General features: G+C 60.3%; 13 protein-coding genes and 2 pseudogenes. 11 read left to right on the top strand and 4 right to left on the bottom strand.

Translation table 11 applies throughout. The annotated features are described in order from the left end of the window. Positions 1-22: 22 nt before the first annotated feature. Together JTY93_RS12650 and JTY93_RS12645 are read right to left on the bottom strand one after the other, a co-directional pair. Positions 23-1,219, bottom strand: a complete 1,197-nt coding sequence (locus JTY93_RS12650; protein ID WP_205477593.1) for a GGDEF domain-containing protein — start codon at positions 1,217-1,219, stop codon at positions 23-25. A 108-nt stretch (positions 1,220-1,327) separates the two neighbouring features. After that, positions 1,328-1,810, bottom strand: a complete 483-nt coding sequence (locus JTY93_RS12645; protein ID WP_070994912.1) for an Lrp/AsnC family transcriptional regulator — start codon at positions 1,808-1,810, stop codon at positions 1,328-1,330. Positions 1,811-2,005: 195 nt separating this feature from the next. Between JTY93_RS12645 and JTY93_RS12640 the strand changes: the two genes are divergently transcribed. Then, the gene (locus JTY93_RS12640; protein WP_205477592.1) at positions 2,006-3,046 is read left to right on the top strand and encodes a zinc-dependent alcohol dehydrogenase family protein; all 1,041 of its coding nucleotides are present in this window, start codon (positions 2,006-2,008) and stop codon (positions 3,044-3,046) included. A 57-nt stretch (positions 3,047-3,103) separates the two neighbouring features. Here JTY93_RS12640 and JTY93_RS12635 read toward each other — a convergent pair whose 3' ends face one another. Beyond that, positions 3,104-4,039 (bottom strand): AraC-like ligand-binding domain-containing protein, encoded by a 936-nt coding sequence (locus JTY93_RS12635; protein WP_070994914.1) that lies wholly within the window; start codon positions 4,037-4,039, stop codon positions 3,104-3,106. Positions 4,040-4,561: 522 nt separating this feature from the next. On the opposite strand from JTY93_RS12635, the gene oxdA reads away from it, so the two are divergent. The 10 genes and pseudogenes from oxdA (at position 4,562) to JTY93_RS12590 (ending at position 14,359) form a co-directional block, all read left to right on the top strand. Then, positions 4,562-5,629 (top strand): aliphatic aldoxime dehydratase, encoded by a 1,068-nt coding sequence (gene oxdA, locus JTY93_RS12630; protein WP_205477591.1) that lies wholly within the window; start codon positions 4,562-4,564, stop codon positions 5,627-5,629. Next, positions 5,626-6,495, top strand: a complete 870-nt coding sequence (locus JTY93_RS12625) for a transporter (RefSeq protein ID WP_205477590.1) — start codon at positions 5,626-5,628, stop codon at positions 6,493-6,495. The genes oxdA and JTY93_RS12625 overlap by 4 nt, the downstream gene beginning before the upstream one ends. Before the next feature lie 117 nt (positions 6,496-6,612). Further along, the gene (locus JTY93_RS12620; RefSeq protein WP_205477589.1) at positions 6,613-8,127 is read left to right on the top strand and encodes an amidase; all 1,515 of its coding nucleotides are present in this window, start codon (positions 6,613-6,615) and stop codon (positions 8,125-8,127) included. Between the two features lie 80 nt (positions 8,128-8,207). Then, positions 8,208-8,810 carry a nitrile hydratase subunit alpha gene (gene nthA, locus JTY93_RS12615; protein WP_205477588.1) on the top strand — a complete coding sequence of 201 codons (603 nt, stop codon included), beginning with the start codon at positions 8,208-8,210 and terminating at the stop codon, positions 8,808-8,810. Positions 8,811-8,849: 39 nt separating this feature from the next. Beyond that, positions 8,850-9,512, top strand: a complete 663-nt coding sequence (gene nthB / locus JTY93_RS12610) for a nitrile hydratase subunit beta (protein WP_205477587.1) — start codon at positions 8,850-8,852, stop codon at positions 9,510-9,512. Continuing rightward, positions 9,509-10,759 (top strand): GTP-binding protein, encoded by a 1,251-nt coding sequence (locus JTY93_RS12605; protein ID WP_205477586.1) that lies wholly within the window; start codon positions 9,509-9,511, stop codon positions 10,757-10,759. Before nthB ends, JTY93_RS12605 begins: the two co-directional genes overlap by 4 nt. Positions 10,760-10,787: 28 nt before the next feature. Then, positions 10,788-11,720: pseudogene (locus JTY93_RS29575) on the top strand (PAS domain-containing protein); the annotation flags it as partial. 48 nt (positions 11,721-11,768) lie between these two features. Then, positions 11,769-12,038 (top strand): annotated as a pseudogene (locus JTY93_RS29935) (methyl-accepting chemotaxis protein); the annotation flags it as partial. Positions 12,039-12,131: 93 nt separating this feature from the next. Continuing rightward, positions 12,132-13,772 carry an AMP-binding protein gene (locus JTY93_RS12595; RefSeq protein ID WP_205477584.1) on the top strand — a complete coding sequence of 547 codons (1,641 nt, stop codon included), beginning with the start codon at positions 12,132-12,134 and terminating at the stop codon, positions 13,770-13,772. Beyond that, positions 13,769-14,359: a TetR/AcrR family transcriptional regulator gene (locus JTY93_RS12590; protein WP_479560604.1), complete on the top strand. Its 591-nt coding sequence runs from the start codon at positions 13,769-13,771 to the stop codon at positions 14,357-14,359. The genes JTY93_RS12595 and JTY93_RS12590 overlap by 4 nt, the downstream gene beginning before the upstream one ends. A 22-nt stretch (positions 14,360-14,381) precedes the next feature. Here JTY93_RS12590 and JTY93_RS12585 read toward each other — a convergent pair whose 3' ends face one another. Beyond that, positions 14,382-15,800 carry an aldehyde dehydrogenase family protein gene (locus JTY93_RS12585; protein WP_205477583.1) on the bottom strand — a complete coding sequence of 473 codons (1,419 nt, stop codon included), beginning with the start codon at positions 15,798-15,800 and terminating at the stop codon, positions 14,382-14,384. Between the last annotated feature and the right edge of the window lie 6 nt (positions 15,801-15,806).

Raw genomic sequence — 15,806 nt, 5'->3', positions numbered from 1 at the left:
TGCATGAACGTTAGCTCATGTTTCACCTAGCGCTCAATGACGTGAGCGGTGCCGTGTTATCGCGATGCACCTGCGGCGGTGCCAAACACAAAGTATTGCGCCCCAACCCCTTGGCTTCATAAAGAGCGGCATCCGCACGGGCAAGCAGGCTGGCCGTGGTGTCATCTTCGTTTGGCATCACGCAGCAAACACCGATGCTGATGCGCAATGGGATGCTTGCCTCGCCAAACCGAGCCGGAGACTCAGCGACCGCCCTGCGCAACTGGTCCAGAACCGCCACGGCGTTTTCGGGGCTGGTGCGGGGAAGCAGCACCAGAAACTCCTCACCACCATAACGACCGATACTGTCGGACTCACGAATTCGCTGGGTGAGTTGATTGACGCAGTGGCAAATCACCTCATCACCCGCCAGGTGCCCATGTACATCATTGATTTGCTTGAAATGGTCGATATCGACCATGGCCACCGCCAGGTAGGAGGCGTCTCGACGCGCGCGTTCCAGTTCTTTGGAAAACTGCTCGAGGACGGCTCTGCGATTGAGAATGCCGGTCAGCACGTCACGCAACGCCAGGCGCTGGAATAACGACTCACTGCGCTCTTTGGCCAGCAGCACCAGCCCGAGGGAGATCATCATCGCGGTGAACGTGCCAATGCTGACTGAGATGGTTTGCTTAAGGTTACTGACGTCATAGCGCATCTCGGCAGCCCCTCCGCCGATGATGGCGATCACCCGCATGCCCAGGCCGATCAGGCTGATACTTGATCCAATGATCAACAGCATGCGCGCACGCCCCTGAGCGGGTACGTAGCGGCGCGTCCAATAGATGATCAAGGCGCACTGCACCATCAACACGAGCGTGGCGGCGAGCATTCGCGGCTCCAGCGTATCGATCAGACTTGCCATCAATACGAGCATCAATGCAGCAGGCGCAAATATCCGCCACCAGCGGACGCGCAACTCAACGATCCGAAATACGCTGGCCCCGTAAAAGGCCAGCGCGACCGCCAACAATGTGTTCGCAGCCCCATAGGTCAACCACAACGGGGCGTGGCCGTACAAGGTATAGCCAATGTAGGCCAGGGCATGTGCCAGCAAACCAAAGCCAATGGTCAGCAAGCCGTCACGCTGGTTGAACTGGCCGACCAATATCAGACAAAACGCCATGATCGTCGCCACTAAGGCGACGCAGGCAAAAAGCGTGGGGGTATGGGCAATCATGACGTCTCACCAGGCGCTGTCGGGAGCAGCTCTGGTGGAGTTTAGTTGAGTCGGCTGTCAGTTTGTCAGCCACCTGCAGCATTATCTTCGCGTCTGTCCTGACAGCATTCAGATACTCAAGAGCTCGCTGACGGGCAGCCGATTGGTGGTCTTCACCTCTCGCAGGGAGAGGTTGGAGCGAATACTTAAAACGCCAGGGAGCTTTCTCAGCACTTTTTCGACAAAGCGGCTATAGCTGTCCAGGTCCCGGGCAACTACCTCAAGCAAAAAGTCCGCCTCGCCCGTCGTGTTGTGGCAACTCAGGACCTGTGGGGCCGCCAGAATAATCTTTTCAAACGTCGCCGTGGCTTCTTCGCTGTGATCAGTGCAAGAGATCTGAACAAAGGCCTTCAGGCCTAGCCCTAGTTTTTTTCGATTGAGAATGGCTTGGTACCCCTCGATAACACCGCATTCCTCAAGCCGTCTCTGCTTGCGCCAACAGGATGCTTCGCTGAGGGACAGTTGCTCGGCCAGCTTGACATTCGACAGCTTGCCGTCGCGTTGCAAACGTTCCGTTATTGCAATGTCTGCCTTATCGAGCTGCTCGATCATGAAATAACTCCTCATATTAAGGCCAAAAAACGAAGATTAATTTCAGATCTATTGATCCGTCAATTGCAACTTGAAGGGTAATTTCAAGGCGTTCATTCATAATTGGCAATGCCTGGATCATCACGTTTCGAAGCGAACCGAGGATGACCAGCAGCCGGTTGAGTCGCACCGCCCATCCAAACATAGGTAATTTGAATGAAAGCAGTCGTCTACGAAGCCTTTGCCAAACCGCCGCGCCTGATGAACGTGGCAGATCCTTCTGCGCAACGGCATGGTGTGGTGATTCAAGTGCTTGGCACCGGCGTATGCCGCAGCGACTGGCATGGCTGGAAAGGCCATGACCCCGACATTGAACTGCCGCATGTACCCGGGCACGAGCTGGCGGGCATCGTGGCCGAGGTGGGTAACGATGTCACGCGATGGAAGGTCGGTGATCGCGTGACCGTGCCGTTCGTGGGCGGGTGTGGTGCTTGTGCCGAGTGCAACAGCGGCAATCAACAGGTGTGCCACACGCAGTTCCAGCCAGGCTTCACTCACTGGGGCTCTTTTGCCGAATACGTCGGTATCCATCAGGCCGATCTGAACCTGGTCGCGCTGCCTGAAAGCATGGATTTTGCTACCGCTGCAAGCCTGGGTTGTCGCTTTGCCACCTCGTTCCGTGCAGTGGTTGACCAAGGCAAAGTCAGCGCCGGTCAATGGGTCGCGGTTCACGGTTGCGGCGGAGTAGGTCTGTCTGCGGTGATGATCGCCCACGCCATCGGCGCGAACGTGATCGCCATCGATATTTCCCAGGATAAACTCGACCTGGCACGCGTACTCGGCGCTGTCGCCACCCTGAATGCCCAGTGCGTCGCGAACGTCACCGAAGCCGTGCTGGAAATCACCCAGGGCGGTGCCCACGTATCGCTGGACGCATTGGGTCACCCAACCACGTGTTTCAACTCCATCAGCAACCTGCGCCGTCGCGGCAAGCACGTCCAGGTGGGGCTGATGCTGGCTGATCACGCCACGCCGGCAATCCCCATGAGCAAGGTTATCGCGCACGAACTTGAAATCTACGGTAGCCACGGGATGCAAGCGCATCGCTATGGGGCAATGATCGAGATGATCACCTCAGGCAAGCTGGCGCCTGAAAAACTCGTGGGTAAGACCATCAGCCTGGAGCAGTCTATCGACGCGCTGACCAATATGGACCGGTTCGAGACGGCTGGAGTAACGGTCATTACCGAGTTTTAATGCCTGTGGCCGTGGCGAGCGGGCTTGCCACAGGATAATTGTCAGTGTCTGGCAGTTTCAATCGCGGCGTAAAAGCGTATTCGGCGCCACACCGAACGCCTTGCGAAACGCATGGCTGAAATGGGAGAAATCAGAAAACCCGAAGTCCAGCGCCGCCTCGGAGACACTGCGCACCTGGCCGCGCTCGATCGCTTCACGGCTAGCATTCAGGCGTTCCTTCCAAATCTCTGCAACGGGGGTTTTCTGGTAACGCGCAAAGGCCCGCGTGACGGTGCGGGTGGACACATTGTGGGCCTGGGCGATGACTTCAATCGACAGGTCCGGCTCGGTCAAGTGCCGTTGAATGTACTGCATGATGCGGCCATAGAGGTCCAGCTCCTGGTGGGTAGCCTTCAGGTCCTGGAGCTCCAGGCTGATTACCAGCAGGTCGAGCAACGCCTCTGAATAACGATTGGAGATGGAATCATCCTGCAACGATGCCGGGGCGCTCGCCGCCTGGCGCAACATTTCGCGCAAAGGAATCACCCCTGGCCTGCGGTCGTCGAGGACCATCGCGGTGTATTCCGCAATACGCGGCAGGCGTTCGGTCAGCAATGCTCGCGGAATACGGACCAGGTGGTTTTCGGTACCACCGAAGCTGAATCGGAACGCTTGAGTTGCGTCATAAAGAAACAAATTGCCAACTGCCAGGCTGGCTTTTCTTGCGCCCTGTTCAATCTGGCCATGGCCATTTCGCACGAAACCCAACCATAAATCTTCGGCGGGACCGCTGCGCAGATGCCGTTCGGAGCGTTCCCAATAATGCAGTGGCGATGACAGTGAACAGATGTCCAGACCGCCCAGGCTGTTGATCGCCAGCGCGCCATCGAAACTGCTCTGGGACAAGGGTTTGCTATCGGCCGCCAGGCAGTGGCGGCAGACCACTTCTTTCCAGTAATCAAAGCGACGTGGTGCAGCAACGGCAAGGGTTGAATATTGAGTGCTTGGATTCATGGCACTGGCCTCGGTACAGCAATGCAGTAAGCGCTGGAAAAAGTGTAACCGGCGTGTCAGCGCTAGCAATTAACAGGCCAAGCACATTCAGGGTCGCGCTCACGTGTGCATCGCGGCGCCCTGCCCCCTCACTGTCACCATTAAGAGGCACAGAACCCTGAGCGTTGGAGGCTGGCGCACCAACGCGGATCACCGCTGTGGCGCCCATTGCGGCGTTGTCTTTTCCAACCAAGCGGTTGTCTCGACGAACCAAGCGGCCCCTCGCCGTCACGCCTAGTTTTCTCCTCACAGCAGCCCTACCCCCCGCTGATGAGGCACGCCATGCATCGAGACTATTCACAACGATTGGCTGATTCCTCCTGGCTTTTGCACAGGCGCGATCTGGCCCCCGAAGAGTCGGCTTGTTGGTTGATTGAGTGGGGGTCCATGAAGCTGCTGCACCGACGCCAGATCGCCAAGCGCGGTCAATCAAGCAAGCACTGAAGCCCAACCGTAGGCCTGAACCATAACGAGGAGCTCAAGATGGAATCTGCAATCGACACACATCTCAAATGCCCACGCACCCTATCGCGCCGTGTACCCGACGAGTATCAACCGCCGTTCCCGATGTGGGTCGCACGCGCCGACGAGCAGCTGGAACAAGTGGTGATGGCCTACCTCGGCGTGCAGTATCGAGGCGAGGCGCAGCGCGCAGCGGCACTCCAGGCCATGCGGCACATCGTCGCCAGTTTCGACCTGGCCGATGGTCCACAGACCCATGATTTGACCCACCACACCGACAGCAGCGGCTTTGATAACTTGATAGTGGTCGGCTACTGGAAGAGCCCGGCGGCCCACTGCCGCTGGTTGCGCTGTGCGCCGGTGAACGACTGGTGGACGTCACAGGACAGGCTCAACGACGGCCTGGGCTATTTCCGTGAAATCAGCGCACCGCGTGCTGAGCAGTTCGAAACACTCTACGCCTTCCAGGACAACCTGCCCGGTGTCGGCGCAGTCATGGATACAACCAGCGGCGAAATCGAAGAGCACGGTTACTGGGGTTCGATGCGCGACCGTTTCCCAATCTCGCAAACGGACTGGATGAAGCCAACGAGCGAGCTGCAAGTGATCGCCGGTGATCCTGCCAAAGGCGGACGGGTCGTGGTACTGGGGCATGACAACCTCACGCTGATTCGTTCCGGCCAGGACTGGGCCGACGCCGAGGCGGACGAACGCTCACTGTACCTCGACGAGATCCTGCCGACGTTGCAAGACGGCATGGACTTCCTGCGTGAGAACGGCCAAGCGCTGGGCTGCTACAGCAACCGGTTCGTGCGCAATATCGACCTGGACGGCAACTTTCTCGACGTCAGCTACAACATCGGTCACTGGCGCTCGGTGGAGAAACTCGAACGCTGGGCCGAATCCCACCCCACCCACCTGCGTATCTTCGTGACGTTCTTCCGCGTGGCCGCGGGCTTGCAGAAGTTGCGGCTGTACCACGAAGTGTCGGTATCGGACGCCAAAAGCCAGATCTTCGAGTACATCAACTGCCACCCGCACACCGGAATGCTACGCGATGCTGCTGTCGCGCAAGGAGAGCGACCATGAAACTGAGTCGACTCGTACTTGTACTGGGGATGTTGCCGTTTGCAAAAAGCCAGGCCCTTGAAGTATCGCCGGGGGATTTCGAACCGCTGCCCGCAGGGGCCGATGCCGTGCTGTTTTACTACCAACACGCCGACAGGTCCGATCTTTATCGCAACGGCCATCGAACCTCCGACAATGCCAAGCTCAGCTCCGACGTGGGCATCCTGCGTTATATCCATGCCATAGGGGTTTCCGAGAACCTTTCATGGGAACCGCAGATTCTGCTGCCGTTCGGCTATATGAACGCCTCGGGCGATGTCGGCGCGCTGGGCCACACCCATGGCGTGGGTGACCCGATCATCACCGCCCCTCTGAAGTGGACATTACCTACCGCAAACAAAGATGTGTTTGCCATCGCCCCTTACCTCTACATCCCCGTCGGCAGCTACAACAAAAACGATGGCTTGAACCTGGGCGAGAACCGCTGGCGGGCGACGTTGCAAGCGGCCTATATCCACCACTTCTCCGCTCAGTGGGCGTTGGACACCGTCGCCGACGTGTCCTGGGTCTCGGCCAATAACGACTTTGGCGCCACCCGCGCAAAACTCGAAGAAAACACGCGCTACGAGTACCAGGCGGCCGTGCGCTACAACTGGACGCCAAGCACCACATTCGCACTCGGCGGGGGTTACGTCAGCGGGGCCGCGACCACCGTGGACGGTGTTGACCAGCACGATGGTGTCTCGACCTCCTACGCCCGCTTCACGGTCACTCATTTCATCGACCCAACCCTGCAGATCCAGGCCCAGCTGGGCAAGGACATCGAGGTTGAGCAAGGCTTCAAGGAAGGCGCGCGCTTGAATCTGCGCGTGTTGAAAGTGTTCTGAGTCCCGATGTCTTTCTCAGCCAAATGAGTGTCCTGCTCAACCATGCGCATGCGGCAATAGAAGCCTAATTTGGTCGCTATTGCTACCCGGACTGAACTGATAAAAGACAGGAAAACCATGGCCATTATTCGTCCCACACTTGATCAACTGCTAGCCATCGCGGCGCAGTTGAACATGCAGTTGACCCACGAGCAGGCAGCGTCCTACCTGGAGCTGATGCAATCGAGTTTCGATGCATACGACCTGGTCGACGAGCTGTGTGATTTCGTGCCCCCCATCCGTTACGACCGCAGTGCGGGCTATCGCCCCTCGAACAGGGAGAACCCGCTCAATGCCTGGTATTACCGCACCGAAGTCAATGGCGCCCGCGACGGCCTGCTGGCGGGCAAAACCGTCGCGCTCAAAGACAACGTCTCCTTGGCCGGCGTGCCAATGATGAACGGTGCCGCACCGCTGGAAGGTTTTGTGCCGGGTTTTGATGCCACCGTGGTCACGCGTTTGCTCAATGCCGGCGCAACCATCCTCGGCAAAGCCACGTGCGAGCACTACTGCCTGTCGGGCGGCAGCCACACTTCCGATCCCGCCCCGGTGCACAACCCCCATCGCCACGGTTATGCCGCGGGCGGCTCGTCGTCGGGTAGTGCCGCACTGGTCGCCGCCGGCGAAGTGGATATCGCCGTAGGCGGTGACCAGGGCGGCTCCATACGCATCCCATCGGCGTTCTGCGGGACCTACGGCATGAAGCCGACCCATGGCTTGGTGCCCTACACCGGCATCATGGCGATTGAAGCCACCATCGATCATGTCGGCCCCATCACCGCCAACGTGCGCGACAACGCGCTGATGCTGCAGGCCATGGCCGGTTCCGATGGTCTCGACCCGCGCCAGGCGGCGCCTCAGGTCGATGACTATTGCAGCTACCTGGAACGGGGGGTGAGCGGACTCAGAATTGGTGTGCTGCAGGAGGGATTCGCGCTGGCCAACCAGGATGCCCGTGTGGCGGACAAGGTGCGTGAGGCTATCGCCCGCCTTGAGGCGTTGGGTGCGCATATCGAGCCAGTATCCATTCCCGAACACGACTTGGCCGGGGCACTGTGGCACCCCATCGGTTGCGAAGGCTTGACCATGCAAATGATGCATGGCAACGGCGCAGGCTTTAACTGGAAAGGCCTGTACGACGTCGGCCTGCTGGACAAACAAGCCGGTTGGCGCGAGCAGGCCGACCAATTATCCGCATCGCTCAAGCTGTGCATGTTCGTCGGCCAATACGGACTGAACCACTACAACGGGCGTTACTACGCCAAGGCACAAAACCTCGCCCGCTTTGCCCGGCAAAGCTATGACAAGGCGCTGCAGACCTATGACCTGCTGGTGATGCCAACCACTCCCATCACGGCCCAACCCCACCCGGCCGCAGGCTGTTCGATCAGCGAATACGTGGCGCGGGCACTGGAAATGATCGGCAACACAGCGCCACAAGACATCACCGGGCATCCGGCCATGTCGATCCCTTGCGGCCTGGTAGACGGCCTTCCCGTGGGGTTGATGCTCGTCGCCAAACACTATGGCGAAGGCACGATTTACCAAGCAGCGGCAGCATTTGAGGCCTCGGCGGACTGGCGCACGCTCTGAGTGGCTTACCTGAAAAACAATAACAAAGACCGGCACGTTTCAATCACACCACAACCGCGTTGACTGATAGGAGATACCCCATGAGTGCATCCACTTCTACGCCTGCGAGCACTTCAACCCCCGGTGAACGGGCCTGGGCATTGTTTCAAGTGCTCAAGAGCAAGGAACTCATCCCGCAGGGCTACGTCGAGCAGCTCACGCAATTGATGGAACACGGCTGGAGCCCTCAAAACGGCGCCCGCGTGGTCGCCAAGGCCTGGGTCGACCCGCAGTTCCGGGCGCAGTTACTCAAGGACGGCACCGCTGCATGCGCCCAGTTCGGCTATACCGGCCCGCAGGGCGAATACATCGTCGCCCTGGAAGATACGCCTGAGGTTAAGAACGTCATTGTCTGCAGCCTGTGCTCCTGCACCAATTGGCCTGTGCTCGGCCTGCCACCTGAGTGGTACAAGGGCTTCGAGTTCCGTGCCCGCCTGGTCCGGGAGGGCCGCACCGTACTGCGCGAACTGGGCACCGAGTTGCCCAGTGACGTGGTGGTCAAGGTTTGGGATACCAGCGCCGAAACCCGCTATCTGGTGTTGCCGCTAAGGCCTGAAGGCAGCGAGCACATGAGTGAGGAGCAGCTTCAGGCACTGGTGACCAAAGACGTGCTGATTGGCGTCGCCCTGCCCCGCGCTGACTGAAAAACAGCGCATCTTCGTTCAATTCCCGGAGTTTCTATTATGGATGGCTTTCACGATCTCGGCGGTTTCCAAGGCTTTGGCAAAGTCCCTCACACCATCAATAGCCTGAGTTACAAACAGGTGTTCAAGCAGGACTGGGAGCACCTGGCCTACAGCTTGATGTTTATCGGTGCCGATCACTTGAAAAAGTTCAGCGTGGACGAAGTGCGTCACGCCGTCGAACGCCTGGATGTTCGCCAACATGTCGGCACCCAGTACTACGAACGCTACGTTATCGCGACCGCCACCCTGCTGGTCGAAACCGGTGTCATCACCCAGGCTGAACTCGACCAGGCGCTGGGTTCGCACTTCAAGCTGGCGAACCCGGCGCACGCTCAAGGTCGAGCGGCGATCACCGGTCGCGCCCCCTTTGAGGTCGGCGACCGAGTGGTGGTGCGGGACGAATACGTGGCCGGGCATATCCGCATGCCGGCCTACGTGCGCGGCAAGCAAGGCGTGGTATTGCATCGCACATCAGAAAAATGGCCATTCCCGGACGCCATAGGCCATGGCGATACGAGTGCGGCGCATCAGCCCACCTACCATGTCGAGTTCCACACCAAAGACCTGTGGGGCGATGCGGCAGACGAGGGCTTCGTGGTGGTCGACCTGTTCGAAAGCTACCTGGACCACGCCCAGGGCAATCGAGCGGTGAAGGTATGATGGACGGCGCCCAGGCGGGCCGACTGCCGGTGACCGTGCTTTCCGGCTTCCTCGGCGCCGGCAAGACCACCCTGCTCAACCATATCCTGCGCAATCGCGAAGGGCTGCGGGTAGCGGTCATCGTCAATGACATGAGCGAGGTCAACATCGATGCCGCAGAGGTGCAGCGCGATGTGTCGCTGCACCGTGGCCGAGATGAATTGATCGAGATGAGCAATGGCTGTATCTGCTGCACGCTGCGCGCTGATTTGCTGGAGCAGATCAGTGCCCTGGCACGTCAGCAGCGCTTCGACTACCTGCTGATCGAGTCCACGGGGATTTCCGAGCCGATGCCGGTCGCAGAGACATTCGCCTTCCTTGACGCCGAGGGTTTCAGCCTCAGCGAACTGGCGCGGCTCGATACCTTGGTGACGGTGGTCGATGCCAGCCGTTTCCAGGCGCTGTTGGAGTCACCGGATACCGTGGCCCGCGATGACGCACAGCAAGACGCCCCCCAACGCCATCTGGCCGATCTTCTGATTGAGCAGGTGGAGTACGCCAACGTCATTCTTGTCAACAAACTGGACTTGATCGACGAGGCCGCTTACCAGGCGTTGCACGCGATCCTCACCGGTCTTAACCCCAGTGCGCGGATCGTGCCGATGGCCCACGGCAACGTTGAGCTGCCCGCCATCCTCGGTACGCACCTGTTTGATTTACCCAGCCTTGCAGCGTCGCCGGGCTGGATGAAAAGCATGGAGGCCAGCGATGCCCCCGCCTCCGAATCAGACACCTATGGCGTGACTTCCTGGGTGTACCGCGAACGAGCGCCCTTTCACCCACAGCGCTTGCTCAACTTTCTCGAGCGCCCCTGGTGCAACGGGCGGCTGCTGCGCAGCAAAGGTTACTTCTGGCTCGCCAGCCGACACCTGGAAACCGGCCTGCTGGTACAAAGCGGCAAACAGTTCCAATGGGATTACGTAGGGCACTGGTGGAACTTCATCGAGCAGCCGCAATGGCCACGGGATGAGTATCGGTTGCACAGGATCATGGCCAAGTGGGACAGCGTTGTCGGCGACTGCCGGCAGGAGTTGGTCTTTATTGGCCAGAACCTGGACACCCACGCGTTGCAGCGCGAGCTGGACAATTGCCTGCTGAGTGCTCGGGAAATTGCCGGCGGCCCCTCGGCCTGGCAAGCCCTGCCGGGGGCGCAAGCTTTTGACGCCCGGGTCTTATCAGCACGCCCTACGTCCCGCCTTGCAAGCTGACCCCATTTGACCGTGAAAGAGGTGTTCCATGCTTTTTTTTAGCCGAACCACCCGCTGGGTTCTGGCGTCACTCGCAGACAGGCTGGAGCAGCCTGACAAGGCGAGCACGCCTTTATCATCAAGCAACCCCTTGTTGCGCCCCATCCTGGCAAGCGTCGAGCACCTGCTGCAAGAGCGACGGGACCTCAAGGAGCAGGCCCGGGCGCAGACCTTGCAAATCAGTCAACTGGAGGAGCGCCTCGCTGGTAGCGACAAGGCATTGCGCCAAGCGCAGGCGCATTGGGCGCTGATAAGCCACGGCGCAGGCGAACGGTTTTGGTCATTGGAGCTGAATGGGGCTGGTGCACCTGCGCCGGAATCTGCGCTGACGTGGACGGGCGAAGGCCCAGATCAACTGGGGAGTTGGAGCGAACGGTTGCATCCGGCTGACCGGCAACCGCACTTGGAGGCGCTCGCCAGGCACCTGGCCGATCGCAGCGAACGCCCCCCCTTTACGCTGCTCGCAAGGATGAAGCCTGCAACAGGTGGTGACTATCGCTGGTGCAGGATCAGCGGTGCTTCAAGACGCGACGCGCAAGGCGTGGCGCTGGCCATCGGCGGAAGCGTGCGTGACGTGCATGAAGAGCACCTGCACAACGAAGCGCTCGAACTGGCCGCCACACGTTTCGATATCTCCCGGGAAATGCTGCATGACGGGCTCTGGGACATCGAGGTGGTGGCCGGCGACCCGGCGAACCCGAAAAACACCATTTGGTGGTCTTCACAAATGCGCCGGTTACTGGGGTGCAACACCGTCGAGGAGTTTCCTAACACCCTGGAGAGCTGGACCTCGCGCTTGCATCCCGACGACAGCGCACGGGCCATTGCGGCGTTTGTGGCACACGTCGACGACCGCAGCGGTAAAACGCCGTTCGATGTGGACTATCGACTCAAGCACAAAAATGGCACTTACCGCTGGTTTCGCGGCCGTGGGCAAACGCGCCGTGCCCAGGACGGGTCCCCGCAACGGGTGGTGGGCGCCATCACCGATATCCATGCCCACCATGAAGAAAGCACGATGCGCGAGGCGCAGGCACAGCAGCATCGGATGATGCAGGAAACCCTCAGCAAGCTGACGCAGATCGTCTCCACCATCCAGGGCATTGCCAGCCAGACCAACCTGTTGGCGTTGAACGCCGCCATCGAGGCCGCACGGGCCGGCGACGCCGGGCGCGGGTTTGCGGTGGTCGCAGATGAAGTACGCAAACTGGCCACCCGGACCAGCCAGGCGACCCAGCAAGCGGCCGAAATGATGGACAGCTAGCCACACCCGGACACCTGCGCGATGGGCGCGGGTGCAGAGCATATTTCAACAAAAACAATCAGGTATGTTATGCGCGATTACGACTCAGCAGTGACCTCCTTCGACTATCTGCAACTGGCCGCCCAGGACTTGCACGGCGAGCTGGATGCCTTGAACGCGTGCATCGAATGCTGCGACCGGCACGCCCACGGGGATGCCGTGGCGTTGTACTGCGAAACCCGGGATGGCCGTGCCACGCACCACACCTTCAGCGAGCTGCAGGTACACGCTGCGCGCTTTGGCAATTTTCTGCGAGAGCAAGGGGTGCGCCCGGGAGACCGTGTCGCGGGCCTGATGCCACGCACGGTTGAACTGTTGATTGCCATTCTGGGCACCTGGCGCATCGGCGCGGTCTACCAGCCGCTCTTCACCGCCTTCGGTCCCAAGGCCATCGAGCAGCGATTGGGCTGCTCCGAGGCGCGCTGGATAGTGACCGACGCCCAAAACCGCCCCAAGCTGGACGAAGTCACTGACTGCCCGTCCATCATCGTGACCGACGGTGCGCCGCAGCGCCCCGGCGACTACGACTTCTGGAGCGCATTGGAGCGCCAACCAGCGGATTGCGCGCCTGAGTTGCTGGACGCCAACGCTCCTTTCCTGCTGATGTGCACCTCGGGCACTACTGGGCCGGCCAAGCCCCTGGAGGTGCCTTTAAGCGCCATCCTGGCGTTCAAGGGCTATATGCGCGACGCCATCGACCTGCGCAAGGACGACCGTTTTTGGAACCTCGCCGACCCTGGCTGGGCGTACGGCCTTTATTACGCAGTGACCGGACCACTGGCGTGCGGCCGGGCCACCCTCTTCTATGATGGCCCGTTCAGTGTCGAAAGTACCTGCCGAGTCATTGCCAAGTATGCGATCAGCAACCTGGCCGGCTCGCCGACAGCGTATCGCCTGCTGATCGCTGCGCAGGCCGAGTTCGCCGACGCGGTGCGCGGCCATCTGCGTGTCGTCAGCAGCGCCGGCGAGCCGCTCAACCCGCAAGTCATTCGTTGGTTTAGCGAACAGCTCGGCGTGGTCATTCATGATCATTACGGCCAAACCGAGATCGGCATGGTGCTGTGCAACCACCACGGGCTAAGCCATGCGATACGCGAGGGCTCAGCCGGTTATACGGTGCCGGGGTACCGGATTGTCGTGCTCGATGATGCCCATCGGGAGTTACCGACGGGTCAGCCGGGCGTGCTGGCGGTGGATCGTGAGCGCTCGCCCCTGTGCTGGTTCAATGGCTACTACGGCATGCCCACCAAAGCGTTTGTCGACCGCTATTATTTGAGCGGCGATATCGTCGAGCTTAATGACGACGGCAGTATCAGTTTTGTCGGCCGCAACGACGACGTGATCACCACGTCCGGCTATCGCGTCGGACCTTTCGATGTCGAAAGTGCGTTGATCGAACACCCAGCAGTCGTCGAAGCCGCGGTGATCGGCAAGCCCGACCCGCAACGCACCGAACTCATCAAGGCGTTTGTCATGCTCAACTGTCAGTACCTGCCCAGCGCCGAACTGGCGGAAGTCCTGCGTCTGCATGTCCGACAGCGCCTGGCCGCACATGCGTACCCCCGGGAAATCGAGTTCGTCGAACAACTGCCCAAGACCCCCAGTGGCAAGTTGCAGCGGTTCATTCTGCGCAATCAGGAAATAGCCAAACAGCAGGCACTCGACACATGACCCATGGGCGGATGGTACCTGTGCTGAGCCGATCGGAGTTTCAGCGCAGAGCCCTGGAGTTGTTCAAGGAGCGTAGTTTCAGTCAGGTCAGCATGCGTGAACTGGCGTCGCATGTCGGCATCAGCCCGGGAGCGATTTATCATCATGTAGAGAGCAAGGAGGCAATGCTGTTTGAATGGTTGATGGAGCTGTACCAGGCGTTGCTGTCCCTTGTCGAGCTGGTCAAAACGCGAAGATTGACGCCCGCACAACGTCTGACGAAGCTGATCGAAGGTCATCTTCAACTGCATGAACACATGACCGGACACTTCACGTTGGCAGTCAGGGATGCCCATTGTCTGGGCGCCCCGATGCAGGCAAGCGTCGAGCGGTTGAGGCTGGCCTATGAGGCAGAATTCATGAAATTGGTCGGCCAGCTAGGCCATCAGCCTGGCGGGCCGTTGCGCGAGGGAGCGCTCGTAGCCATTTTGCCGATGCTCAACAGCCTGCCTGCATGGTTAAGCCCCATGATTGACAACGCTCAGCGTCGCGTTATTACAAAGACCATCGCCGATGCGGTAGTACGAGCAATAAACGCTCTTCCTTGAGCGCCCCTCGCCAGCGGTGAAATCAGTAGCCAAACAGCGACTTGCTCTCCAGATACTCGTCAAACCCGGACTCCCCCCACTCGCGGCCGTTGCCCGACTGTTTGTAACCGCCAAACGGCGCGGCCTGGTCGGCGCGGGCGCCGTTGAGGTGGACCATGCCGGTACGCAGTTGCCTCGCGACTTGGCGGCTGCGTTCGAGGTCGGCCGAGGTGACGTAACCGGACAAACCGTAGGGGCTGTCGTTCGCGATGGCGATTGCCTCGGCTTCGCTGTCGTACGGGATGATTGCCAAGACCGGGCCGAAGATTTCCTCGCGGGCCACCAGCATCTGCGGGGTGACGTCGGCAAATAGCGTCGGTTGCCCATAGTAGCCACGCTCAACGCCTGCTGGCCGCCCCAGCCCCCCGGCGATCAACCGCGAACCTTCGGCGATGGCCTGGGCGATCATGTCTTGTACCCGCTCCCACTGCATGGCGTTGGCTAGAGGGCCGATGGCGGTGATCGGGTTACTGTCGTCGTAGCACACCTGCGCGAGTACTTGCTGGGCGATCTCAATCACCGCCTGTTGCTGCGCACGCGGCACCAACAGCCGCGTAGGTGCATTGCACGATTGGCCGCTGTTGCGCATGCAGCCCAACACCCCATGGCGCACCGCGCTGGGCAGGTCGGCATCGTCGAGCAGGATATTCGCGGATTTGCCGCCCAGTTCCTGGGACACACGCTTGACCGTATCCGCCGCCGCCTTGGCCACTGCAACGCCGGCACGGGTTGAGCCGGTAAAAGACACCATGTCCACCTCGGCATGGCGCGCCAATGCGGCACCCACCCCTGGCCCGTCGCCGTTGACCAGGTTGAACACCCCCGCTGGCACCTCGGCCTCATGCAGTACCTGGGCAATGATCCTGGCTGACAACGGCGCCCGCTCACTGGGTTTGAGCACCACGGTGCAACCCACGGCCAGCGCGGGGGCGAGTTTGCAGGTGAGTTGATTGAGCGGCCAGTTCCAGGGCGTGATCAGGGCGCACACGCCAATCGGCTCGCGCACCACCAACGTATTGCCCACACGACGCTCGAATCTGTACTCGCGCAACACATTCAACGCCTGCACCAGATGGCCCAGGCCTGCCGGCACATGGGCGCTGCGGGCTAGGGACAGCGGCGCGCCCATTTCCAGGTGAACCGCTTCGATCAGCGCTTCGCTGTGGCGCTGGTAGGCTTGGATGATGCGTTGCAGCAGGTCGATACGCGCCTCCAGCGAACTGGCGGCGAACCCCGCAAATGCTTGCCTGGCCGCGCCGACTGCGCGGTCTACATCGTGGCTGTCGCCAAGGATGATGCGCGCAACCACCTGCTCGGTGGACGGATTGACCACGGTTTCAACGGCCGTGCCGTGGGGCTTGACCCAGGCACCGTCAATGTAGAACTCAAACAGATCCGACATCCCTTG

The sequence above is a fragment of the Pseudomonas hygromyciniae genome (genome assembly GCF_016925675.1).
GTDB classification, from domain to species: Bacteria; Pseudomonadota; Gammaproteobacteria; order Pseudomonadales; family Pseudomonadaceae; genus Aquipseudomonas; species Aquipseudomonas hygromyciniae.
This window is presented reverse-complemented; position numbering and strand designations above follow the sequence as displayed.